The organism is Microbacterium sp. PRC9, assembly GCF_031844125.1.
In the GTDB taxonomy this organism is placed as follows: domain Bacteria; phylum Actinomycetota; class Actinomycetes; order Actinomycetales; family Microbacteriaceae; genus Microbacterium.
Genome location: NZ_JAUZUR010000005.1, coordinates 357610 through 381848, shown reverse-complemented (window position 1 = coordinate 381848; position 24239 = coordinate 357610). Strand labels below are relative to the sequence as shown.

Below are 24239 nucleotides of genomic sequence, written 5' to 3'. Positions count from 1 at the left end.
GGCCTTCGGAGCGTGCGAACTCCGGACTTCGCGCGCCGGGGCACGGTGCCCATCCGGGGGCGGTCCGGGAAACGCTCCCGCCCGGCCTTCGGAGCTTGCGAAGTCCGGACTTCGCGCGCCGGGGCACGGTGCCCATCCGGGGGCGGTCCGGGAAACGCACCCGACGGGCCTTCGGAGCTTGCGAAGTCCGGACTTCGCGCGCCGGGGCACGGTGCCCATCCGGGGGCGGTCCGGGAAACGCACCCGCCCGGTCTTCGGAGCTCGCGAAGTCCGGACTTCGCGCGCCGGGGCACGGTGCCCATCCGGGGCGGTCCGGGAAACGCTGCGTTCCGACCTCCAGATCGTGCGAAGTCCGGACTTCGCACGCGGCGAGGACGGGATGACGGATGCCGCGACCCGGGGGGATCCGGGATCTCACGCTTCTCTAATACACCTGCCGCACAGGTTGCCCGCTCTATGGTGTGCGGATGTCTTCTTACTCCGCACACCGGCCGGGCCGGTTCGGCTCCGACGGCCGGATCGAGTTCGAGACGGACGGCGAGCAGGCCGAGGATCTGTACCTCGACGACGTGCGCGCCCAGCAGGCGGCCGGTGAGCCCGGGGCCGACCATCGCCCCGGCGACGACGGCCCCGAAGACCCGTTCCCGGTGACGAAGGACCTCCTCGAGGACGCCCTCGCGATGAACCCGACGCAGCCGATCGCCGTGGCCGAGCCGGTCGTGGCGGAGCAGACGACGACCATCGGCGAGTGGGGCGCCGTCGACGAGCCGCGTGAGGATGAGCCCGTCGCCGAGCAAGCCTCGCGCGATGAGGAGCCGGAGGCGGCAGCATCCGTTCCTCCCGTCCGTGCGAAGCGTGCGAAGCGCCCGCGTCGAGAGCGGACGTCGGGCTGGCGCAAACTCGCGATCCTCGGCGGGGCCGACGGATCGGTGCTCGACGAAGTGCCGACCGAGACGCCGCGCTTCGTGCAGATGTTCTTCGTGATCGCGGGCACCGCCCTGATCTCAGCGATCTCGATGTACTTCGCGCTCACCACGGGAGTGCGGATCGTCGCGTGGGGCGCGCTGCCCCTCGCGATCGTGTGGGCGCTCATCATCTTCAACCTCGACCGCTTCCTCACCTCGACGATGCGCTCGTCGCAGAGCATCGGGCGGCTGATCGCGCTCGCGATCCCCCGCGTCATCATGGCCGCCGTCATCGGCATCGTCGTGGCCGAGCCGCTCGTGCTGCAGATCTTCCACAACGACATCGCGCGCGAGGTGAACGCGACGAACATCACCCAGGCGCAGTCGGATCAGGACGCCGTCACCGCCGGGCCCGAGAAGCAGGCGCTGGATGCCGCGAGCGAACGTGTCGCGGCGCTCGAGAGCCAGGCGGCCAGCGGTGTGGTGGCGGGCGCCGACACCACGTCGGCTTCCACGGCGTCGGCGCAGCAGACCGTGGACGACCTCACCGCGAAGCTCGCCGCACAGCAGCAGGTCATTGACCAGGCGCGCGCGATCTACCAGTGCGAGCTGACCGGACAGGGTGCCGGCGAGGTGCAGGGATGCAGCGGCGTCGCCGGCGAAGGCGCGAGCTCGGATGCCGCCGAGGCGCAGCTCGCCGCCGCCCAGGCGGCATACGACGACCTGAACTCCCAGCTGACGGCGGCCCAGGCGGATCTCGCCACCGCGCAGGCCGCGGGCACGGCGGACGCCGGCGCATCGGAGGCGACGAACAAGCAGCAGGCCAAGGACGAGCTGCCCGGCGCGCGCGAGCAGTACCAGGCCGCGCTCGCCGCGTACGACGCCCGTGCCGCCGAGATCGCGAGCGGCAACTCCGGCGCGGTGGGCCTGCTGAGCCAGATCGGCGGGCTGGAGCGACTGTCGGCCCGTGAGCCGATCCTCGCGTGGGCGCACTGGCTCATCGCCGGGCTGTTCTTCATGATCGAGCTGCTCCCGGTGCTCGTGAAGGTGCTCACGAGCTGGGGCGAGCCCTCGCTCTACGAGAAGGCCGACGCGCTGCGCCGCCAGGTGGCACTCGACCGCGTCACGGCGCGCAGCTGGCGCGAGCGCGCAGACATCGCGCAGGGCGCGGAGGCGTAGCCGCAGCATCCACCGTCCCTTCCCGGCACTGCGGGGCCGCGGGATGGGAGCGGTCTCGTGTGTCGCGATATATCGTGTTAGAGTGACCGGCGGGTCGCCGATGGGAGGCGGCCACGCCCCCCGTTCCGCCCTCAGTGAACGGGACTGCCGCGATGTCGGCGGCCCGTGCGAAGGTGGGTCGGCACCCTCAGATCCGCAGAGGCGGAGCCCTGCCATGGCTTCGCCGCGTCCGGGAGAACTCTCGTGCTGGCAAAGCTCCTCGTCCGATATCTCAAACCGTATGGCTGGCTGCTGCTCGGCGTGCTGCTGTTCCAGTCGGCCTCCGCCATCGCCTCGCTGTACCTGCCCAGCCTGAACGCCGACATCATCGACAACGGTGTCTCCAAGGGCGACACCGACTACATCTGGCGCACCGGCATCGTCATGCTGACCGTGTCTCTGGGCCAGATCGTCGCGTCGATCATCGCGACCTACTTCGCGGCGCGCGCCGCGATGAGGCTCGGTCGCGACATCCGCGACGACATCTTCGAGCGCGTCTCGGGCTTCTCCGAGCGCGAGGTCACCGGCTTCGGCGCCGGCTCGCTCATCACCCGCAACACGAACGACGTGCAGCAGGTGCAGATGCTCGCGATGATGGGCGCGACGTTCCTCGTCACGGCGCCGCTGCTCGCGATCGGCGGCATCGTGCTCGCGATCGAGCAGGCCGCCAGCCTCGCATGGATCATCGCGGTCGCGGTGCCGGTGCTCCTCGTCGTCGCGGGCATCGTGATCGCCCGCATGGTGCCGCTGTTCCGCAGCTACCAGGGCAAGCTCGACGGCGTGAACCGCGTGATGCGCGAGCAGCTCACCGGCATCCGCGTCATCCGCGCCTTCGTCCGCGAACCCATCGAAGAGGAGCGCTTCCGCGAGGCCAACACCGACATCATGGTCGTCGGCCGCAAGGTCGGGTCGCTCTTCGTTGTGCTCTTCCCGGCGGTCATGCTGATCCTGAACGTCACCGTCATCGGCGTGATCTGGTTCGGCGGCATGCAGGTCGACAGCGGCGAGATCCAGATCGGCACGCTCTTCGCCTTCATGCAGTACGCCATGATCATCCTCTCCGGCGTCATGATGGCGAGCTTCATGACCCTGATGATCCCGCGCGCCGCGGTGTCGGCCGAGCGCGTCGGCGAGGTGCTCGACACGCACTCGTCGCTCGAGCGCCCGTCCGACGCCGTCGGCCGGTTCCCGGCTCCCGGCACCGTCGAGTTCCGCGACGTCGCCTTCACGTACCCGGGCGCCGAGCACCCGATCCTGTCGGGCATCAGCTTCCGCGCCGACGCGGGCGAGACCGTCGCCATCGTCGGCTCGACGGGCGCAGGCAAGACCACCCTGATCTCGCTCATCCCACGGCTCTTCGACGCCACCGACGGCGTCGTCGAGGTCGGCGGGGTCGACGTGCGGCGGGCAGACCTCGACGCCCTGTGGAGCACGATCGGACTCGTTCCCCAGCGCCCGTTCCTGTTCTCGGGCACCATCGCGTCGAACCTGCGGTTCGGCCGCGAGGACGCGACCGACGCCGAGCTCTGGCGCGCGCTCGAGATCGCCCAGGCGAGCGATTTCGTGAGCCAGATGGAGGCCGGGCTCGACTCCCCGATCTCGCAGGGCGGCACGAACGTCTCGGGCGGGCAGCGGCAGCGGCTCGCGATCGCGCGGGCGATCGTCCACCAGCCGCGCGTCCTCGTGTTCGACGACTCGTTCTCGGCGCTCGACCTCACCACCGATGCGCGGCTGAGGCAGGCGCTGTGGCGCGAGCTTCCCGATGTCACCAAGATCGTCGTCGCCCAGCGCGTCTCGACGATCACCGACGCCGATCGCATCGTCGTGCTCGACGACGGCGGCATCGTGGGCATCGGCACGCACGAGCAGCTGCTCGAGACCAGCCAGACGTACCGCGAGATCGTGGAATCCCAGCTCGGAGCGGAGGTCGCGCGATGAGCGACGAGAACAACACCGAGAAGACCCGTCGGCGCGTGCGCCAGGCCGTGGCCGAGCTGAGCGCCGAGGAGAAGGCCGAGATCGAGCTCGGCGAGCAGGCGCGCATCGCGGCCGACGACTGGAGCGGCGCGGTCGCCCCGGGCAAGGCAGCGCACTTCTGGCCCGCCTTCCGCCGGCTGATCGGGCTGCTGCGCCCGAACGCCTGGTCGTTCGTGTTCGTGTCGATCCTCGGCTCGATCGGCGTCGTGCTCGCGGTGCTCTCGCCGAAGGTGCTCGGCGAGGCGACCAACATCCTCTTCGAAGGCGTCGTCTCGTCGATGGCGCCCGCAGGGATGACCAAGGAGCAGGTCGTCGCGGGGCTGGAGGCCTCGGGGCAGCAGGACCTCGCCAACATCGTCTCGGCCATGGAGCACTTCGTGCCCGGCGCCGGCGTCGACTTCATGGCGCTCAGCCGCGTGCTGCTCATCGTGCTGGGGCTGTACTTCGCGTCGTCGCTGCTGATGTGGCTGCAGGGCTACGTCATCAACGTGATCATGGTGCGCGTCATGTGGCGCCTGCGCGAAGAGGTCGAGGCGAAGATCAACCGCCTGCCGCTGCGCTACTTCGACCGTGTCCAGCGCGGCGAGCTGATCTCGCGCGTCACCAACGACATCGACAACATCACGCAGATGATGCAGCAGTCGCTGTCGCAGGCCCTCACGAGCGTGCTGACCGTGATCGGCGTGCTCATCATGATGCTGACGATCTCGTGGCAGCTGACCCTCGTGGTGCTGGTGAGCTTCCCGCTCATGGGCATCCTGTTCGGCGTCATCGGGCCGCGCTCGCAGAAGGCGTTCGGCATCCAGTGGCGCAAGGTCGGCCGACTCAACGCGCGTGTCGAGGAGTCGTTCTCGGGCCACGCCCTGGTCAAGGTGTTCGGCCGCGAGCAGGCGTCGCGCGAGGCGTTCCGCGAGGAGAACGAGGAGCTGTACCAGGCCTCGTTCAAGGCGCAGTTCCTGTCGAACATCATGATGCCGGCCATGATGTTCATCGGGAATCTCACCTACGTGGGCATCGCGGTCTTCGGCGCGCTCATGGTGGCCGGCGGCCAGCTGCGCCTCGGCGACGTGCAGGCGTTCATCCAGTACTCGCAGCAGTTCACGCAGCCGCTGGCGGAGCTCGGCGGCATGGCGGCGGTCGTGCAGTCGGGCACGGCCTCGGCCGAGCGCGTGTTCGAACTGCTCGACGAGCCCGAGCAGGAGCCCGACGCCGAGGACGCCCCGGCGCTCGTCGAGGGCGACGGCACGATCGAGTTCCAGGACGTCGCCTTCTCGTACTCGCCTGACCGGCCGCTCATCCACGACCTGTCGTTCCGGGTGGAGCCGGGCCAGACGGTCGCGATCGTGGGTCCGACCGGCGCAGGCAAGACGACGCTCGTGAACCTGCTGATGCGCTTCTACGAGCTCGACGGCGGTCGCATCCTCCTCAACGGGCAGAACATCGCCGACCTCACGCGCCGCGACATCCGCGCCGAGACCGGCATGGTGCTGCAGGACCCGTGGCTGTTCGCCGGCACGATCCGCGAGAACATCCGCTACGGCCGGGCCGACGCCACCGACGACGAGATCCTCGCCGCTGCGCGGGCGACCTACGTCGACCGGTTCGTGCACTCGCTGCCCGACGGGTACGACACGCTCCTCGACGAGGATGCGTCGAACATCTCGGCGGGCGAGAAGCAGCTCATCACGATCGCGCGAGCGTTCGTGGCGCGGCCCTCGGTGCTCATCCTCGACGAGGCGACGAGCTCCGTCGACACCCGCACCGAGCTGCTGCTGCAGCACGCGATGGCGGCGCTCCGTGAAGGACGCACGTCGTTCGTGATCGCGCACCGCCTGTCGACGATCCGCGACGCCGACCTCATCCTCGTGATGGAGAACGGCGGGATCGTCGAGAAGGGCACGCACGACGAGCTCATCGTGGCGAAGGGTGCGTACTTCCGCCTCTACAACTCGCAGTTCGAGCAGGCCGCGGCCGATCTCGACGAGGAGGCCCGCGCCCTGTCCATCGACGCGGAGTCCGGCGAGCGCACCGCGCCCGCTGAGGACGACGCCATCGAGGACGAGACCGCACCGGTCGTCTGATCCCAGCGAGGCTGCCCGTCCCGATGCACCCATCGGGACGGGTAGCGTTTTCTCATGGTCAATTACCGGTACCTCGGAAACAGCGGTCTCAAGGTCAGCGAGATCACCTACGGCAACTGGGTCACTCACGGCTCGCAGGTCGACGACTCGGCCGCCATCGCGACGGTCCACGCGGCGCTCGACGCCGGCATCACCACGTTCGACACGGCAGACGTCTACGCCAACACGGCCGCCGAGGAGGTCCTCGGCAAGGCGCTCTCGGGGCAGCGCCGCGAATCCCTCGAGATCTTCACGAAGGTCTATTTCCCGACCGGCCCGCAGGGCCCGAACGACACCGGCCTCAGCCGCAAGCACATCTTCGAGTCCATCAACGGGTCGCTGAAGCGCCTCGGCACCGACTACGTCGACCTCTACCAGGCGCACCGCTTCGACTACGAGACGCCGCTCGAAGAGACCTTCCAGGCCTTCGCCGACGTCGTCCGTCAGGGCAAGGCGCTCTACATCGGCGTCTCGGAGTGGACGGCCGAGCAGCTGCGTGAGGGCCATGCCCTCGCCAAGAGCTACGGTGTGCAGCTCATCTCGAACCAGCCGCAGTACTCGGCGCTGTGGCGCGTCATCGAGGGCAAGGTCGTGCCGGCCTCGCAAGAGCTCGGCATCTCGCAGATCGTGTGGTCGCCGATGGCCCAGGGTGTGCTCTCGGGCAAGTACCTGCCGGGTCAGCCGGTGCCCGAGGGCTCGCGCGCGACCGACGACAAGAGCGGCGCCCGCTTCATCCAGGGCTTCCTCCGCGACGAGGTGCTCGAAGCGGTCCAGCGCCTCAAGCCCGTCGCCGAGCAGGCGGGCCTGTCGATGCCGCAGCTCGCGATCGCGTGGGTGCTGCAGAACAAGAACGTCGCGTCCGCGCTGGTCGGGGCATCCCGTCCCGAGCAGCTCGCCGAGACCGTCAAGGCTTCGGGCATCGTGCTCGACGCCGACACGCTCGCGGCGATCGACACCGCCCTCGGCGACGTCGTGTTCAGCGACCCCGAAGACACCTACACGGTCTCGCCCAAGACCCGTATCGTCTGAGCCGTGATCACCAGCGCCGGCATCCTGCTCTACCGGATCGCGCCCGAACCCGAGGTGCTCATCGCGCACATGGGCGGGCCCTTCTGGGCCAGCAAGGATGCCGGGGCCTGGTCCGTCCCCAAGGGCGAGTTCGCCGAGGGGGAGGAGACCGCGCTGGATGCTGCGCGCCGTGAGTTCCGCGAAGAGCTCGGCATCGACCCGCCTGAGCCGCCCTACGCCGAGCTCGGAACGTTCGCGTACTCGTCGGGCAAGCGCGTGACGGTGTTCGTCGCCGACGGCACCGGGTTCTCGCTCGACGACCTCGAGTTCGGCGAGTTCGAGCTGGAGTGGCCGCCGCGCTCCGGCAAGAAGGCACGGTTCCCCGAGGTCGACCGCGTGGAGTGGACGCATCTGCCTGCCGCCCGCGACCGCCTGGTGAAGGGCCAGCGTCCGGCGATCGACGCGCTCGAGCGCCACCTCGCCGACGCCGCGTCCGCCGGCTGACGCGTCCCCCGCTTCCCGTCCCGAGGCCCCTGTCCTCTCGCGGTCTCTTGCGAGGCGGGGGAGTGCGGCGGAGACTGGCCGGGTTCGACCCGAACGAGAGAGGAACCTCATGGCTCACGGCGACATCACGCACATCGACATCCCGGTCAGCGACTTCGGCAAGGCGACCGCGTTCTACTCCGACCTCTTCGGGTGGCAGATCGCCGAGGTCCCCGGGTTCGAGGGGTACCCGATGTGGCAGGCGCCCAACAAGATCTCGGGCGGCGGCCTCGCCCCGCGCGAGGACGGCTTCACCCAGCCCCGCTCCTACGTCGAGGTGGACTCGATCGACGATGCCATCGCGAAGGCCAAGGCCGCCGGTGGCGAACTGCTGCGCGAGAAGAGCCAGATCACGCCGACCAGCTGGTGGGCCGTGATCAGCGACCCTGACGGCAATGTGGTCGGCCTGTTCGAAGGCTCGACGGAGGGCTGAGCCCGCCCCGATCGAGATCCTCATTCGAGGACGAGAGCCCAGATGAGGGGCCGCGAGCCGCAACCACTCCGCATCCCGGCCCGCGTCCTCAGTTGAGGACCGCGGCTGCGCGCGGCGACGGTCCCGGACTGCCGCCCGGCCCGCGTCCTCAGTTGAGGACCGTGGCTGCGCGCAGCGACCGTCCCGGACTGCCGCCCCGCCCGCGTCCTCAGTTGAGGACCGCGGCTGCGCGCAGCGACCGCCCGGTCAGCGCCCGTTCTTCGGGCGGGACGAGACGTCGATGCGGTCCTGTGCGCCGAGCGACGACCACGCGCTCGCCGTGCCCTTCGCCGCGTGCTCGGAGGCGCGCACCGCGCGCTCGTCGGCCCAGGCGTTGAGCACGTGACCGGAGTGGCCGCGCACGTGCTCGAGCTCGACATCGGGGAGGCCGGCCGCCCGGCGGGCGTCGCGCGCGGCGATCAGCTGCTCGAGGATGTCGACGTTCTTCGTGGGCGCCCCCGTCGAGGTCTTCCAGCCGCGGCGGCGGTGGCCGTCCATCCACTTCGTGTACGTGTCGATCGCGTATTTGGAGTCGGCCTGGATCACGAGGTTCGCGACGTCGCCGTGGTCCTCGATGGCCTTCAGCAGGCCCATCAGCTCGCCGACGTTGTTGGTGCCCGAGGGGATCGCGCCGGCTGCCCAGTGCCCGTCCTCGCCGACCCATGCCCACCCCGTCGGTCCGGGGTTGCCCTTGCAGGCTCCGTCGGTGGCAACGATGTAGCGGGTCGCGTCGGTCACTCGGGCAAGGCTACCCGGCCGCGGTCGCTTCCCCGGCCGCGTCGCGGCCTGCACGCCACTCGGCCGAGAGCTGCGGCATCCGTTCCGCGAGATACCGGAGGAAGTCCGCGATCTCGTGCGCCCGTGCGGCCGACGCGGGAGCCCCGGGGTTCTCGTCGGCGATGCGGTCGAGCGACGCCGCCAAGGTGCCGTACAGCGGTGCGTTCGCCGTGATCATGCCCGACCAGGAGTCCTCGGCGAGGTCGTACCGGTCGCGGCGGTCGCCGGGGCGCGAGAGCCGGTGGATGAGCCGCATCGAGACGAGGTAGCGCACTGCGCCCGACACAGCCGCCGCCGACACGCCGAGGCGGTCGGCGAGGTCGGCGGCGGTGTACCCCTCGTCGGGCGAGCCGGCGAGGGCCATCATGACCCGCGCCGGCATGCGCGGCATGCCCACCGCGGTGAGCATCGCCGCGGCCTGCTCCGCCGCCTCGGCGCCGGGGTGCTCGTTCGTCATCGCGCTCGCCTACCCGGCCGAGGCCAGCTCGCGCCGTCGCATGAGGGTGAGGGATGCTGCCGCCCCGACTCCGACGGCGAGCACGAGCCACCACATCCCACGCAGATCCACCTCGCTGCCGCTCGGCACCGGGGCGACCGAGAACGGCGACAGGTTCGTCACCCACTCCGGAAGGCCGAGGAGGGGTCCGAAGAGGCCGAACACGATCGCGGCGGTGACAAGGGTCCAGCCGAGCGGGATCGTCCAGCGCGGGGCGATCGTGAAGACGAGAGCGGTGAGGACGAGGAACACGGATGCGGCGATGACCTGCCCCCATGCGGCGACGAACGCGTCACCGGTCAGAGCGGCGCCGTTGTCGAGGCTCGCGGCGCCGGCCCACGCCCCGACGAACGCCGCCGCGCAGGTCAGCACGATGGCGATGAACCCCACGATGACGTAGTCGGCGAGCCACCGCACGCGCTGCACCGGGGTGGCGAGGACCGGCTCGGCGGTGCCGTGCGCCTCTTCCTGCCTGGCGCGAGCGACGGTCTGCACGCCCGCGCACGCGGCGAGCAGTCCCACCATGGTGAAGAACACGACGATGACCGCCTGCTCGAGGTCGGCCTCGGCCGAGAGCGCCTTGAGCATGTCGGCGACGGCAGGGTTGTCCGACCCCACCTCGTTCACGACCGCGCCGAGCGAGGTCGAGAGCGCCCCGGCGAAGAAGGCGCCCGCCATCCAGCCGATCGTCGATCCGGTGGCGAGGCGCGTGACCAGCGCCGTCGGCGTCGACAGGGTCGCGCTCGCGGCGGCGCGCCCCCGGCGTTCGGGCACGATGCTCGCGCCGAGGTCCCGCACGGTCTGGAGCGCCAGCGCAACCGCCGCCAGCACGACGAACGCGGCGAGGCAGAGGAACGCGGGCCACCACAGGTTCTCGTCGAACGCGCGGGTGTTCTCGGCCCATCCGAAGGGCGAGAGCCACGTCAGCCACGAGCTCCGCATGTGGGTCAGGTCGTCGCTCGGCGTGCCGAGGGCGTTCCCGATCCCGGCGATGAAGTAGGTCACGACGAGCACCCACACCGCGAGGGAGTTCGCTCCCCGCGAGGTCCGCATGAGCTGTGCCGCCAGGAGCGCGACGCCGAGATACGTCAGCCCGCCGCACGCCGCGGTGAACCCGGCGAGCCAGGACCCCTCGGCGGGCGAGCCGGCGGCGAGGAAGGCGGCGGCTACGAGGACGCCCAGAATGACGTTGGCGAGCACGCCGTGGACGATCGTCGCGACCGTCGGCACGGTCCTGCCCGCCGTCGTCGCCGCGACGGGTTCGAGACGCCCCGCCTCCTCGTCGCCGCGCGTGTGGCGCACCGCGAGGAAGGTGCTCATGAACGCGGGCATCATCACGAGGAAGGGCATCAGCAGGAAGACGATGAACGCCTGCTCGCCCGGTCCCGACGGCAGCCCGCGGAACAACAGGATCACCGGGTTGGCCATGACGGTGGCGAGCAGCGCCGTGCGCTCCTGCTCTGTGCCGTAGGTCTGAGCGGCGCCGGAGAGGCCGGCCAGCGCGAGCGCCACGGTGCCGGCGATCCACAGCGTCAGCTGCAGCCAGTCCCGCCGCAGCCGCTGCCCGAGCAGCGTCGACAGTCGGCTCATCGTCCGTTCCTCTCCAGCACGGCGAGGTCGTCGCCGTAGTGGCGCAGGAACAGCTCCTCGAGCGACGGCGGCGCCACGCGCAGTCCCGCCACCCCGAGGCGCGAGAGCTCGGGCAGCACGCCCGAGACCTGATCGCTGTCGACGGTGAAGCGCACGCGGCCGTCTTCGACCAGCGTGTCATGGGCCGCCGCGAGCGCGGCTACGGGCGCAGCATCCGTCCCCTCGAACGAGACCTCCGTGCGCGTGAGGTGACGCATGTCGGCGAGGGTGCCCGATTCGACCACGCGCCCGGCACGGATGATCGAGACGCGATCGCACAGCTGCTCGACCTCGGAGAGGATGTGGCTCGACAGCAGCACGGTCGCCCCCGCGGCGTGCACGCGCGAGACCTCGCGGCGGAACATCACGTCCATGAGCGGGTCCAGGCCGCTGGTCGGCTCGTCGAGGATGTACAGGTCGGCGGGCACGGCGAAGGCGGCGATGAGCGCCACCTTCTGCCGGTTGCCCTTCGAATAGGCGCGCCCTTTCTTTCGCGGGTCGAAATCGAAGGCGTCCATCAGCCGCGCCTTCTCGTCGGCGTACGCCTTGTCGTGGCGCGCGGCGCCGCGCAGGCGCGCGAGGAGGTCGATGGCCTCGCCGCCCGACAGGTTCGGCCACACGCTCACGTCGCCGGGGATGTAGGCGACGCGCCGGTGGATCTTGACGGCGTCACGCCACGGCTGGAGACCGAAGACGGATGCCTCGCCGCCGGTCTTGCGCGCGAGTCCCAGCAGGATCCGGATCGTGGTGGACTTGCCCGCCCCGTTGGGTCCGAGGAACCCGTGCACCTGTCCCTCGTCGACCGCGAGGTCGAGTCCGTCGAGGGCGTGGACGCGGCCGTAGTGCTTGGTGAGGCCGCTCGTGCGGATGACTGTGGTCATGGCGCTGACGGTACGCCGGATTCACAAATTCCTGAATATTCCTCACGCTTTCCTCACGGCGCCCGTGGGAGGAGGGTTCAGGGCGCCGGCGGCGTCGTGAACTCGATGAGGTCGTCGCAGAAGTCGCGGCCCTCGGTGTCGCTGCGTCCGCGGATGTGGTCATCGATGAACTCGACGAAGTCGCCGTTCTCGTCCAACTCCACGGTGGCGGTGTTCGCGCCCGCATCGTGGAAGGCGACCCGACCCAGGTCGTCCGTCCAGAAGACGTTGAAACGGTCGATGAAGGTGACGGTCAGTCCGCCGATGCCGTTCGGCACGAGCCTCTGGTCCTTGCTGTTGACGCGCTGGTCGTAGTGGTACGCGAGGCCGGTATCGACGTTCGTGTAGGAGCCGACGAGCGTCGCGTTGTATCCGCCGTACTCCTGTCCTTGACGCTCGGTGATCCGGAACGACCCGACCTCGTGCTCCTCCCACTCGACCGGGAAGTCGAGCAGGCCGTCGCAGAGGTCGGGATCGTGTGCGGTGAAGCTCTCGTGATGGAGCTCATCGAAATGGTCGACGTGACCGGGTGCCGCCGAGGCGGCGGCGGTCGCTCCGATGCCGAGAACGACTCCCGATACGGCGGCGAGGGTGGCGGCCGCCCGCATGTGCTTCATGGCAACTCCTTCGTTCAGCGCCCCGGTGATGCGGACGGTATACCCACGGCACGCGCACCGACATCGGGTGAAGTACCTACGGAACGATTTTGTATACGCATGCTGCGCAATTTCGTCCTGCAGTGCGCGATTGGGACGTTTTTGTATACACTGGCCGAGGTGTCGAACGAGGAGGTGATGCGGATGCGGGCCAGTGACCGCGCATACGCGACCCTCCTCGACGAGATCCAGTCCGGCATCCTGCGGCCCGGGGCCGTGCTCGGCGAGGTCGAGCAGGCCGCTCGTCTCGGCGTCAGCCGCACGCCGCTGCGCGAAGCGCTGGGCCGGCTCGCGGCCGACGGGCTCGTCGCGCAGCAGTCGCCGCGCGTCACCGTGGTCACCGCGATCGACGCCGACGACATCCGCGAGATCTTCGAGGTGCGCCGAGCCCTCGAGGAGTCCGCCGCGCGGCTCGCCGCAGAGCGCGGGGATGCCGCGGCCTTCGCGGAGCTCGCCCACGAGTTCGCCCGGGTCGATCTCGACGGCCACGACGCGGGCGCGGACGGACGCGACGCCTACTACTCCCTCATCGCAGACTTCGACCTGGCCCTCGACGCCGCCGTCGCGAACGACTACCTCACCGCTGCCCTGCGCACGGTGCGCACGCATCTCGTCCGGGTGCGACGGCTCGCACGCGACAATCCCGCCCGGCTCGCAGCATCCGTCGCCGAGCACCGCCTGATCGCCGCCGCGATCTCCGCGCGGGACGCGGATCTCGCCGCCCACGCGACGCACGTGCACCTGCACAACGCGCTGCACAGCATCCTCGAATCCCTCATCGCTTCGACAGGGTCAGCGACCGGAGCAGCAGCTGCTGCTCCCGCTGAGCCTGTCGAAGCGCGCCCCCGACTCTGAAAGGCCGGTCATGACCGTCATCCACCACCTCCGCGTCCACCGCAGCGACGAGCACCTCGCGCGCGAGGGGCAGCTCGCGTGGCACATCGCCGAAGTCGCCGCCGATCCCGTCGAGGTCGACCAGGACGTCGTCGACATGATCATCAACCGCGTCATCGACAACGCGGCGGTGGCCGCAGCATCCCTCACCCGTGCGCCGGTGAGCGCCGCCCGCCAGCAGGCTCTCGACCACGCGGTGTCGGTCGGCGGCTCGGGAGCCACGGTGTTCGGCTGCGCGCTCGACCGCAAGACGAGCCCGGAGTGGGCGGCGTGGGCGAACGGCGTCGCCGTGCGTGAGCTCGACTACCACGACACGTTCCTCGCGGCCGACTATTCGCACCCGGGCGACAACATCCCGCCGATCGTCGCGGTCGCGCAGCACGTCGGCGCCGACGGGGCGGCGCTGGTGCGCGGCCTCGCGACCGGATACGAGATCCAGATCGACCTCGTGCGCGCCATCAGCCTGCACAAGCACAAGATCGACCATGTCGCGCACCTCGGCCCGTCGGCCGCGGCCGGCATCGGCACGCTGCTCGGCCTCGATGTCGAGACGATCTACCAGGCCGTCGGCCAGGCGCTGCACACCACGACCGCCACGCGCCAGTCCCGCAAGGGCGAGATCTCGACGTGGAAGGCGCACGCCCCCGCGTTCGCGGGCAAGATGGCGGTCGAGGCCGTCGATCGTGCGATGCGCGGCGAGACCTCGCCGAGCCCGATCTACGAGGGCGAGGACGGCGTCATCGCGTGGCTGCTGGACGGACCGGATGCCTCGTACGAGGTGCCGCTGCCGGGTCAGGGGGAGCCGAAGCGCGCCATCCTCGACTCGTACACGAAGGAGCACTCGGCCGAGTACCAGGCGCAGGCGTGGATCGACCTGGCGCGCAAGCTCCACGGCGAGCACCCCGAGCTCCTGGACCCCGCGAACGTCGAGGCGATCGTGCTGCACACGTCGCACCACACGCACTACGTGATCGGCTCGGGCGCGAACGACCCGCAGAAGTACGACCCCACGGCATCCCGCGAGACGCTCGATCACTCGATCCCGTACATCTTCGCGGTCGCGCTGCAGGACGGCGGCTGGCACCACGTCGACTCGTACCTGCCGGCGCGGGCGGGCCGGGAGGACACGGTCGCGCTGTGGCACAAGATCACGACGGCCGAGGATGCGGAGTGGACCCGCCGGTACCACTCGGAGGACCCGGACGAGAAGGCGTTCGGCGGCCGCGTCGAGATCCGCCTGACGGGCGGCGAGACCATCGAGGACGAGATCGCCGTCGCCGACGCGCACCCGCTCGGCGCCCGGCCGTTCGTGCGCGAGGACTACGTGCGCAAGTTCCGGCTGCTCGCCGAGCCCGTGCTCTCGGCCGGCGAGATCGAGCGCTTCCTCGACCTCGCCCAGCGCCTGCCCGAGCTCACCGCCGAAGAGGTGCAGCAGCTCACGATCGTCGCCGAGTTCGGCGTGCTCGCGGCGGCCCCGGCCCCGAAGGGCCTCTTCTGATGCTGCGGCTCGTCACGCTCAGCGACCGGTCCCCCCGGTCGTTGAGCGAGCGAGGAACGAGCGAGACGAAACGCCCCGAGCCGACGAGGAGCCGCTGATGCTGTACTCCACCGTCCCCGCGCACGAGAAGCGGCGGCTGTTCCGCGAGCGGCTCGCATCGGGCGAGCTGCTGCGGTTCCCCGGGGCGTTCAATCCGCTGAGCGCTCGGCTCATCGAGCGCAAGGGGTTCGAGGGCGTCTACATCTCGGGCGCCGTCCTGAGCGCCGACCTGGGTCTTCCCGACATCGGCCTGACGACGCTCACCGAGGTGGCGGCACGCGGCCAGCAGATCGCGCGGATGACCGACCTGCCGGCGATCATCGACGCCGACACCGGCTTCGGCGAGCCGATGAACGTGGCCCGCACGATCCAGACCCTCGAGGACGCCGGCCTTGCCGGCACGCACATCGAGGACCAGATCAACCCGAAGCGGTGCGGTCACCTCGACGGCAAGGCTGTGGTCGACGAGGACACCGCGATCAAGCGCATCCGGGCGGCGGCCGATGCGCGCCGCGACCCGAACTTCCTGATCATGGCGCGCACCGACATCCGCGCCGTGGAGGGGATGGATGCCGCGACCCGGCGTGCGAAAGCGCTCGTGGACGCGGGGGCCGATGCGATCTTCCCCGAGGCGATGCGCACGCTCGACGAGTTCGCCGCGATCCGCGCCGCCGTGGACGTGCCGATCCTCGCCAACATGACCGAGTTCGGGAAGTCGGAGCTCTTCTCGGTCGACCAGCTGCAGAGCGTGGGCGTCAACATCGTGATCTGGCCGGTCTCACTCCTGCGGATCGCGATGGGCGCGGCATCCCGCGCTCTCGATACGCTCATCGACGACGGACATCTGACCTCCAAGCTCGGCGAGATGCAGCACCGTGCCGATCTCTACGACCTCATCGATTACGAGCACTACAACCACTTCGACCAGGACGTCTTCAACTTCCAGATCGACGCTCCCGGTCGTTGAGCGAGGAGCGCAGCGACGAGACGTAACGCGTTTCGACTCGCTACGCTCACTCAACGACCGGGCCAAGCAAAGGAGCAAGGCTATGACCGACCCCGACATCAAGAAGGGCCTCGCGGGCGTCGTCGTGGACTACACGGCGGTCTCGAAGGTCAACCCCGAGACGAACTCCCTGCTGTACCGGGGCTACCCGGTGCAGGAGCTCGCCGCGACGCAGCCGTTCGAGGCGGTCGCCTACCTGCTGTGGCACGGCGACCTTCCGACCGATGTGCAGCTCGCGCAGCTGCGCGCGACCGAGCGGGCGTACCGGCACCTGCCCGCCGACGTGCGTGCGGCGATCGACCTCGTGCCGATCGACGCGCACCCCATGGATGAGGTGCGCACGGCCGTGAGCCTCATCGGTGCGAAGGATCTCGCCGGCACCGGATCGGTGCTCGACGCGAGCGGGAGCGTCGAGGAGAACCTGGCGCGCAGCGTGCGTCTGTTCGCCGTGCTCCCCGCCATCGTCGCCTACGGTCAGCGCCGCCGCCGCGGCCTGCAGCCCGTCGCGCCGCGCGACGACCTCGACTACGCCGCCAACTTCCTCTGGATGACGTTCGACGAGACCGCCGACGACGTCGTGGTCGACGCGTTCAACCGGTCGATGATCCTCTACGCCGAGCACTCGTTCAACGCCTCGACGTTCACCGCTCGCGTCGTGACGTCGACGCTCAGCGACCTCTACTCCGCCGTCGTCGCGGCCATCGGGGCGTTGAAGGGCCCGCTGCACGGCGGCGCGAACGAGGCCGTGCTCCACATCTTCGACGAGATCGGTACCGCTGAGAACGTCGGCCCGTGGCTCGATGAGGCTCTCGCCTCCAAGCGCAAGATCATGGGCTTCGGTCACCGCGTGTACAAGAAGGGCGACTCGCGCGTGCCCACCATGAAGGCGGCGCTCGACACCCTGGTCGAGCACTACGACCGGCCCGACCTGGCCGCGCTCTACGACACCCTCGAGAGCGAGTTCGTGAGCCGCAAGGGGATCTACCCGAACCTCGACTACCCGTCGGGTCCGGCGTACAACCTGATGGGTTTCGACACCGAGACGTTCACACCGCTGTTCGTGGCGGCCCGCGTCACCGGCTGGACCGCCCACATCATGGAGCAGCTGGCTTCGAACGCGCTCATCCGCCCGCTGTCGGAGTACAACGGCCCTGACGAGCGCCACATCGAGGGCTATGTCGCGGATGCTGCGCACCTGGCCGCCGCCGACCGTGAAGAGGAAGCCGCGGGGTGAGGCCGTGAGCCTCTGGTTCGGCGACATCGCCGCGGTCGACCTGTCGGCGATGGCGCCGGGCACGCTCATCGAGAACCTCGGCATCGAGATCGTCGAGATCCGCGACGACGCGCTGGTCGGACGGATGCCGGTGGACCACCGCTCCGTGCAGCCCGCGGGTGTGCTCCACGGCGGGGCATCGGTCGCGCTCGCCGAGACGCTCGCGTCGTGGGCCGGCTACCTCGCCGTGGACCGTGAGCGGTTCCACGTCGTGGGCATGGAGATCAACGCCAACCACCTGCGCCCGATCTCGTCCGGCTGGGTCATCGGCACGGTCACGGCGATCAATGTGGGGCGTCGCGTGCACGTGTGGGAGATCCGCATCGCCGACGAAGCCGGTCGCCTCGTGTGCGTCTCGCGCTGCACACTCGCGGTCATCGAGCAGCGCAGCACCTACGCGACTCCCGACGCGCGCGCCTGAACCGGATGCCTCGACCCGGCGAATCGGCCGGATCGCAGCATCCGTCATCGTGTGCCGCTCGGGTGCGATCCCGGGATGCGGCGCACGACCGGTGCGAGCGCCGCGCGCAGGAGACCCACGAGTCCGTACGGCAGGAAGAAGGCGAACACGATGAGCACCGCACCGTAGACGGCGCCGGTCGCGGCGGGGCTGATGCTCGACGTGAACGTCGGCACGTACTGCACGAACAGTGCGCCGAGCACTGCGCCGGGCACCGTTGCGAGGCCGCCGACGACGATGAGCGTCACGAACGAGATCGACAGCGTGAGCCCGAAGTTCTCGGGGCCGATGAACTCGAGGAGCATCGCGTACAGACCGCCCGCCACGCCCGCGTAGACCGCCGACGCCGCGAACAGCCGGGTCTTGGTCTGCCAGACGTCGACGCCCAGCGTCTCGGCGACGAGCTCGGCGTCGCGCACGGCGACGAACGAGCGGCCGAGCCGGCCGCGCGCGAGCCGGCGCGTCACGAGATACGCGAGGGCGGCGGCGATGAGTGCGAGGTAGTAGACCCACTGATCGTGGGCCAGGGGCACCCACGCGGGGGGATCGCCCTCGATCGCGATGCCGCGGCTGCCGTGGGTCCACGGCTCGAGCGCGCGGATGACAGCGGGCGTGGCCATCGCCATCGCCAGCGTCACGAGGCCCAGCTGCAAGCCCTTCAGCCGCAGGGTGGGCAGGCCGATGAGGTAGCCGACGACGAAGGGGAGCACTCCAGCGGCGACGAGCGTGAACGGATGCGGGAGCCCGCTCTCGCCGGCGACCGCCACCGTGTATGCGCCGATCGCGAAGAACGCGGAGTGGCCGAGCGAGACCTGCCCGCCGAAGCCGATGAGGAGATTGAGGCCCAGGCCGACGATCGTCCAGATCATCACGAGCGTGACGGTGAGGTTGATGTAGCTCGGGTTGAGGAGCGGGACCGCGATGAGGGCGACCGCGGCGACGACGGACAGTACGATCGTGAGCCACCGCGGCGGCGCGAGAGGCGGGCGCGGGCGGCGCAGCCACTCGGCGACGGACGAGCCCGGCCGCCGAGAGGCGAGGAGGGTGCGGAGGGGGGAGCTGGTCGTGACGGTCATGCGCGCACCAGCTCCCGGCGTCCGAAGATCCCCTGCGGTCTGATCAGCAGCACCCCGACGATGATGAGCAGGGCCACGACCTGCTTGAGCTCGGAGCCGACGGCGGGGAGGTAGCTGCCGGCGAGGTTCTCGATGATCCCGACGGCGACGCCGCCGACGAGCGCACCGACGGGGGAATCGAGTCCGCCGAGGGTCGCCGCCGCGAAGGCGTAGATGAGGACGGGCCCCATCATGCCGGGGTGCAGGAACAGCTCGGGCGCAATCATCGTGCCGGCGAGCGCGCCCACGGCGCCGGCGAGCGCCCAGCCGATCGACATCGTACGACCCGTCGATATGCCCGACAGCTCCGCCGACTCGGGGGACGACACCGCGGCACGCATGCGCAGGCCCACGCGCGTGAAGCCGAAGAGGGCGGCGAGTCCGGCCGCGACGACGAGCACCGAGAAGACGATGCCGACGTCCTGTCGCGAAACCGAGACGCCCGCGATGACGAAGGAGCCCGCACCGAAGAGCGCCGGCACCTCCTTCGTCTGATACGTCCAGACCCACCCGATCGTGGCGTTCAGGGCAATCATGAGCCCGAGGCTCACGATGATGAGCGGGAGGTGCTGATGACGGCGCACGAGCGGCCGCACGAGCACCCGCTCGATGCCGGCCGACAGCAGCGCGAGGGCCGCCATCGACGCCACGAGTGCGCCCCAGATCGGCACGCCCCACGCCGTGAGCTGCCACGACACGTAGGCACCCAGCAGGGCCAGCTCGCCCTGCGCGAAGTTCAGCGTGCGCGACGCGCGGTAGACCAGCACGATCGCGAGCGCCAGTGCGCCGTAGACGGCGCCCGTGGCCACGCCGTCGACCACCTGCTGCAGGAACATCGATCCTCCTCGTCACACCCCGAGGTACGCGCGGCGCACCTCGTCCTGGTCACGGAGCTCCGCCGCCGAACCTCGCACGGTGATCGTGCCGCTCTCAATGACGACCGCCTCATCGGCGATGCCGAGCGCGAGCTCGGCGTTCTGCTCCACGAGGAGCACCGCGGTGCCGGTCTCGTGCCCGATCTCGTCGAGCGTCGCGAACAGCTCCTGCGTGATCTTGGGCGCGAGCCCCAGCGACGGCTCGTCGAGCAGCACCAGCTGGGGCGCGGCCATGTACGCGCGGGCGATCGCGAGCAGCTGCTGCTCGCCGCCGCTCAGCCCGGAGGCGGGGCGGCCGCTGCGCTCGGCGAGACGGGGGAAGCGGTCGAGCCAGTGCGCGGCGTCGCGCGCGGCCTCGCGTCCGGGCCGGCCGGATCCGCCGACCAGCAGGTTCTCGCGCACGGTGAGGTCGCCGAACGTGCCGCGGCCCTGTGGCACGTGCGCGATGCCGGCGGCGGCGACGCGGTGCGGCGGCATCCCGGTGATGTCCTTCCCCGCGAAGCGGATCGCACCCTCGACGCGGCACATGCCTGAGATCGTGCGCAGGGTCGTTGTCTTGCCGGCGCCGTTCGCGCCGAGCACGACGAGCCGCCCGCCTTCGGGGATCTCGAAGACCACGTCGCGCAGCACGGTCACGGCGCCGTAGCCGGCCGCGGCGATCTCGACGGACAGCAGTGTCATGCGGCGGCGCTCCCGAGGTAGGCGACGACCACCTGCGGGTCGCGGGCGACCTCCGCGGGGGTTCCGGTCGCGATGATGCGCCCGAAGTTCAGCACGACCACCCGGTCGCAGACCGAGCGCACCAGGCCCATGTGGTGCTCGACCAGCAGGATGGCGGTGCCGCGCTCCGCGGCGAGTCGGCGCAGCGTCGCCCCGAGCTCGAGCACCTCGCCGTGGATGAGTCCGTTGGCCGGCTCGTCGACGAGCAGCAGCCGTGGCTCAGCGATGAGCGCGCGTGCCAGTTCGATGCGCTTGAGCGTGCCGAAGGGCAGCGTCCCGACCACGCGGCCGGCCACCTCGCCGAGCCCGAGATCCGCGAGCAGCGTCAGCGCACGGCCGCGCATCGCCGTCTCGGTGCGGGCGACGGCGGGCACGGCGAGCGCGCTCGCCCAGTAGCCGCCTCGCGTGGCATGGTAGGCGCCGGCCAGCACGTTCTCGAGCACGGTCTGCGAGGGGAGCAGACCGAGGTTCTGGAACGTGCGGCCGACGCCGAGGGCCGCGATCCGGTGCCGGGGGAGGCGCGTGACCTCGCTCCCGGCGACCCGGATGCTGCCCTGCTGCGGGCGGTACAGACCGCTCACGCAATTGAACAGACTCGTCTTGCCGGCGCCGTTGGGGCCGATCAACCCGACGACCTCGCCGTCGGCGACGGCCAGGTTCGGCCCGTCGAGGGCCTGCAGTCCGCCGAACGACAGCCGGACGTCCGAGATCTCGAGCAGATCGGCCATGGCGTCAATCGCCGACGGTGTAGCTGCCGTCGGCGAGGTCCCAGTTCTCGCCGTTGAAGACCTGCACCTTGATCTCGCGGAACACGTAGGGGTAGTCCGGCGTGGTCGTGATCGTGACCGGCGCGAGGTCGAGCTCGAGCTCGTCGAACGAGGTCGCGGCTGTCAGCAGCGCCGTGCGCGTGCAGCCCTCCATCTCGCTGAGCGCGGCCTCGAGCAGCTGCGCGGTCTGGTACCCGGCGGCGGCGGGAGCCGACAGGGCGTTCACCTCGTCGGGGTGGGCGGCCGCGAACTCGGTCCACGCGTCGAAGCCCTCATCGCCCGCGAGCGACGGGTCGGTGATGTCCTTCGTATACGCGATCGAGACGACGCCGTCGGCGGCGCCCGGTCCGGCGGGCTTGAGGAAGAACGTCGCGTCGGCGGCTGGAGCGTTGATGACGGTGGTGGCGTCCCACCCGAGCTCGAGCTTCTTCTTGAGCGACTGCGTCGCGAAGGCGCCGACCGCCCAGTCGAGGAACACGTCCGCCCCCGAGGCCGCGAGCGTCGTCACCTGGCTGTCGACCGAGGCGGACGCGACCTCGTACGACTCGGCCGCGACGAGCTCGACATCCGTCCCCTCGAACGCCGCCTCGAAGCCGGCGCGGATGCTCTCGCCGAAGTCGTCGTTCTGGTACAGGATCGCCGCCTTGGCGCCAGGGTGGTTCTCGACCAGATACTCGCTGAGCGCCTGCACCTCGAAGCTGTACTGCGGCATGAACGCGGTGGTCCACGGCTCGGTCTCGTGCAGGGCGAGGATCGCGTCGCTGCCGGTGCCGGTGAAGAGGTTCGGCACGCCGGCCTCTTCGACGTACGGGGCGACGCTGATGGCCGCTCCCGTGCCAAGGACGCCGGCGAGCGCGAACACCTCGTCCTGTTCGACGAGCGTGCGCACGTTCGCCGCCGTCTTGGCCGGGTCGTAGCCGTCGTCGAGCACCGACACGGTGACGTCGCGCGTCACCCCGTCGGCGAACTCCAGCCCGCCGTCGGCGTTGATGTCGTCGAAGTACGCCTTGAGGGTCTGGCCGATCGCGCCGTAGGCGGCGGCGGGGCCTGACAGCGGGATGCTGTTGCCGATCTTCACCTCGGTGTCGGTGAAGCCGGGGTCGCACTGCGCTGCGCCGGGCGCGGTGGCCTCGGGTGCGGCGTCGCGGCCGGCGCAGCCGGCGAGGACCAGGGCAGTGGCGGTCGCGCCGGCCGCGACGAGCGGCAGCAGGCGGCGGGAGGGGCGGGTGGTGCGAAGGGTCGACATCATTCCTCCTCGAATGCGTCAGGTGCTGTGTGTTGTTGCAGGAGTGTTGTCGCGCAGGGCGACGGGGCGGTCCTCCACGTGCTCGAGGACGAAGTAGAAGGCGCGGCCGTGGTCGTCGGAGTCGCGACCGGTCATGACGCCGAACACCGTGTCGGGCCCCAGCCGCACGAAGTGGTCGATGATCGGCTGGCCGTCGTAGACCATCGACGCCGTCGCGATGCCGTCGTGCTGGATGGTGCGCAGCGTCGCGCCGCCGCGGGCGAGGCGCTCGTCGGCGACGAGCGCGCCGTCGCCGTTCTCGCACACGATCGGCGCGACGTCGTCGTCGCAGCGGAAGAGCTTTCCGTACCACCGGCTGCGCGCGAGCAGCAGCCCGGCGCGGTGGTCGCGGGTCGCGGCCCAGCCGTGCCACAGTCCGCGCAGTTCCTCCGTCCGGACCGGCGGGAGCGAGCGCCAGAGCGCCGCGAGGTCGTCGTCGGGCACGCCGTCACGGAGCCGGTCGACCAGGGAGCGGACGGATGCTGCGGCCGCAGCATCCGTCCCCATCCCCATCTCCATCTCGAGAACGGGCTTGACGACGCGTCCCGCGCGGGCGTCGGCGATCGCGGCCTGCGCGTCGGCGAACGCGTACGTGCCGATGAGACGCTCGACCGGGAGCCGGCCGGCGCGCCACAGCGCCGCCAGCAGCGGCACGTCGCGGGCGATGTCGGCGTCGCCTTCGATGACTCCGGCGAGGGTGCGGCCCCACAGCAGGCGCGACTGCGAGACGGTCACGGGATTGGCGCCCGGCTTGAGCGCGACGGTGGCGGCGATGCCGCGTGGCGCGACGACGGCGAGGGCGGCGTCGATCGACGACTGCGTGCCGGCGGTGTCGAGCACGTGGCTGAACGAGGGAGCGGGTCGTCGCGCCGCGAGGGCGTCGGGGGAGAGCGCCTCGGTCGCGCCCACCTCGAGAGCGAGGGCGCGACGCGCCTCCACGGGATCGCTCACGACGATGCGCGCGACGCCCCGGTGCGCCGCAGCCATGACGGCCGCGAGCCCGGTGGTGCCGGCGCCCAGCACGAGAAGCGCGTCGCCGGGGGCCGGGCGCAGCACGTTGAGCACGGTGCCGGCGCCGGTCAGGATGCCGCAGCCCAGCGTCGCGGCCACCGCCCAGGGCACGTCGTCGCCGATCGGCACCACGGTCGACTCGTGCACGACGACGCGGGTCGCCCAGGAGGACTGAGCCATCCACGCGGTGGTGACGCGCTCGCCGTCCTCGGTGGCCGCATCGGAGCGCGGGGCGTAGTTGAGCTCGGCGAAGCGGTCGCAGTACGCGGAGTGCCCGTCGCGGCACGAGTCGCACGCGCCGCACGAGCCGAAGCCGAGCACGACCCGATCGCCGGGTCGCACGCGCGTGACCTCCGCGCCGACGGCTTCGACGATGCCCGCGCCCTCGTGGCCGAAGACCGCGGGGAAGCGATTGCCGGCTCCGCCGTCGATGCCGAACAGGTCGGTCGGGCAGACGCCGGAGGCCATCACCCGGACGACGAGTTCTCGCGGGTCGGGGGAACGCAGGACGACGTCCGTGAGCGCGACGGATCCGCCGCGCTCACGGACGAGCGCGGCCACAGCAGCTGTCATGG

The 24239-nt window shown here is 70.6% G+C and carries 22 protein-coding genes; 11 read left to right on the top strand and 11 right to left on the bottom strand.

Going from position 1 to position 24239, the window contains the following annotated elements; translation table 11 throughout:
* Nucleotides 1-467: 467 nt before the first annotated feature.
* From Q9R33_RS13320 to Q9R33_RS13295, 6 genes are all read left to right on the top strand, one after another.
* Complete coding sequence (locus Q9R33_RS13320; RefSeq protein WP_311294078.1) at nt 468-2084, top strand: DUF4407 domain-containing protein; 1617 nt, start codon at nt 468-470, stop codon at nt 2082-2084.
* A 243-nt stretch (nt 2085-2327) separates the two neighbouring features.
* Nucleotides 2328-4061, top strand: coding sequence for an ABC transporter ATP-binding protein (locus Q9R33_RS13315; protein WP_056371981.1), 1734 nt, complete (start codon nt 2328-2330; stop codon nt 4059-4061).
* Nucleotides 4058-6181, top strand: a complete 2124-nt coding sequence (locus Q9R33_RS13310; RefSeq protein WP_311294077.1) for an ABC transporter ATP-binding protein — start codon at nt 4058-4060, stop codon at nt 6179-6181. Before Q9R33_RS13315 ends, Q9R33_RS13310 begins: the two co-directional genes overlap by 4 nt.
* A gap of 54 nt (nt 6182-6235) precedes the next feature.
* A complete protein-coding gene (locus Q9R33_RS13305; RefSeq protein WP_311294076.1) occupies nt 6236-7249 on the top strand; it encodes an aldo/keto reductase family protein in 1014 nt (337 codons plus the stop codon).
* A gap of 3 nt (nt 7250-7252) precedes the next feature.
* On the top strand, nt 7253-7732 hold the full coding sequence (locus Q9R33_RS13300) for an NUDIX domain-containing protein (protein WP_311294075.1): 480 nt from the start codon (nt 7253-7255) through the stop codon (nt 7730-7732).
* Between the two features lie 109 nt (nt 7733-7841).
* Complete coding sequence (locus Q9R33_RS13295) at nt 7842-8204, top strand: VOC family protein (protein ID WP_311294074.1); 363 nt, start codon at nt 7842-7844, stop codon at nt 8202-8204.
* A gap of 246 nt (nt 8205-8450) precedes the next feature.
* On the opposite strand, the gene Q9R33_RS13290 is transcribed toward Q9R33_RS13295, so the two are convergent.
* The 5 genes from Q9R33_RS13290 to Q9R33_RS13270 all read right to left on the bottom strand — a co-directional run bounded on the left by Q9R33_RS13290 (nt 8451) and on the right by Q9R33_RS13270 (nt 12682).
* On the bottom strand, nt 8451-8981 hold the full coding sequence (locus tag Q9R33_RS13290) for a ribonuclease H (RefSeq protein ID WP_056371972.1): 531 nt from the start codon (nt 8979-8981) through the stop codon (nt 8451-8453).
* A 10-nt stretch (nt 8982-8991) separates the two neighbouring features.
* A complete protein-coding gene (locus Q9R33_RS13285) occupies nt 8992-9477 on the bottom strand; it encodes a helix-turn-helix domain-containing protein (protein WP_311294073.1) in 486 nt (161 codons plus the stop codon).
* A 9-nt stretch (nt 9478-9486) separates the two neighbouring features.
* Complete coding sequence (locus Q9R33_RS13280) at nt 9487-11106, bottom strand: polyketide antibiotic transporter (RefSeq protein ID WP_311294072.1); 1620 nt, start codon at nt 11104-11106, stop codon at nt 9487-9489.
* Complete coding sequence (locus Q9R33_RS13275; protein WP_311294070.1) at nt 11103-12026, bottom strand: ABC transporter ATP-binding protein; 924 nt, start codon at nt 12024-12026, stop codon at nt 11103-11105. The genes Q9R33_RS13280 and Q9R33_RS13275 overlap by 4 nt, the downstream gene beginning before the upstream one ends.
* A gap of 77 nt (nt 12027-12103) precedes the next feature.
* The gene (locus tag Q9R33_RS13270; RefSeq protein WP_311294068.1) at nt 12104-12682 is read right to left on the bottom strand and encodes a hypothetical protein; all 579 of its coding nucleotides are present in this window, start codon (nt 12680-12682) and stop codon (nt 12104-12106) included.
* A 183-nt stretch (nt 12683-12865) separates the two neighbouring features.
* Between Q9R33_RS13270 and Q9R33_RS13265 the strand changes: the two genes are divergently transcribed.
* From Q9R33_RS13265 to Q9R33_RS13245, 5 genes are all read left to right on the top strand, one after another.
* The gene (locus Q9R33_RS13265; RefSeq protein WP_056372071.1) at nt 12866-13576 is read left to right on the top strand and encodes a GntR family transcriptional regulator; all 711 of its coding nucleotides are present in this window, start codon (nt 12866-12868) and stop codon (nt 13574-13576) included.
* Nucleotides 13577-13586: 10 nt separating this feature from the next.
* On the top strand, nt 13587-15113 hold the full coding sequence (locus tag Q9R33_RS13260) for an MmgE/PrpD family protein (protein WP_311294067.1): 1527 nt from the start codon (nt 13587-13589) through the stop codon (nt 15111-15113).
* Between the two features lie 97 nt (nt 15114-15210).
* On the top strand, nt 15211-16119 hold the full coding sequence (gene prpB, locus Q9R33_RS13255; protein WP_310249300.1) for a methylisocitrate lyase: 909 nt from the start codon (nt 15211-15213) through the stop codon (nt 16117-16119).
* 82 nt (nt 16120-16201) lie between these two features.
* Complete coding sequence (locus Q9R33_RS13250; protein ID WP_311294066.1) at nt 16202-17392, top strand: bifunctional 2-methylcitrate synthase/citrate synthase; 1191 nt, start codon at nt 16202-16204, stop codon at nt 17390-17392.
* Between the two features lie 4 nt (nt 17393-17396).
* Complete coding sequence (locus tag Q9R33_RS13245; protein ID WP_082497210.1) at nt 17397-17852, top strand: hotdog fold thioesterase; 456 nt, start codon at nt 17397-17399, stop codon at nt 17850-17852.
* A gap of 44 nt (nt 17853-17896) precedes the next feature.
* On the opposite strand, the gene Q9R33_RS13240 is transcribed toward Q9R33_RS13245, so the two are convergent.
* Genes Q9R33_RS13240 through Q9R33_RS13215 form a run of 6 tightly spaced genes read right to left on the bottom strand, consistent with a single transcriptional unit; the run spans nt 17897 to nt 24237 of the window.
* The gene (locus tag Q9R33_RS13240) at nt 17897-18967 is read right to left on the bottom strand and encodes a branched-chain amino acid ABC transporter permease (RefSeq protein ID WP_311294065.1); all 1071 of its coding nucleotides are present in this window, start codon (nt 18965-18967) and stop codon (nt 17897-17899) included.
* The gene (locus tag Q9R33_RS13235) at nt 18964-19842 is read right to left on the bottom strand and encodes a branched-chain amino acid ABC transporter permease (RefSeq protein ID WP_311294064.1); all 879 of its coding nucleotides are present in this window, start codon (nt 19840-19842) and stop codon (nt 18964-18966) included. Before Q9R33_RS13235 ends, Q9R33_RS13240 begins: the two co-directional genes overlap by 4 nt.
* Before the next feature lie 12 nt (nt 19843-19854).
* Entirely contained in the window at nt 19855-20562 is a 708-nt protein-coding gene (locus tag Q9R33_RS13230) for an ABC transporter ATP-binding protein (RefSeq protein ID WP_311294063.1), read from the bottom strand.
* Nucleotides 20559-21329 (bottom strand): ABC transporter ATP-binding protein, encoded by a 771-nt coding sequence (locus tag Q9R33_RS13225; protein WP_311294062.1) that lies wholly within the window; start codon nt 21327-21329, stop codon nt 20559-20561. Before Q9R33_RS13225 ends, Q9R33_RS13230 begins: the two co-directional genes overlap by 4 nt.
* 4 nt (nt 21330-21333) lie before the next feature.
* Nucleotides 21334-22614: an ABC transporter substrate-binding protein gene (locus tag Q9R33_RS13220; RefSeq protein ID WP_311294061.1), complete on the bottom strand. Its 1281-nt coding sequence runs from the start codon at nt 22612-22614 to the stop codon at nt 21334-21336.
* An 18-nt stretch (nt 22615-22632) separates the two neighbouring features.
* Nucleotides 22633-24237: an alcohol dehydrogenase catalytic domain-containing protein gene (locus Q9R33_RS13215; protein WP_311294060.1), complete on the bottom strand. Its 1605-nt coding sequence runs from the start codon at nt 24235-24237 to the stop codon at nt 22633-22635.
* Nucleotides 24238-24239 lie beyond the last annotated feature (2 nt).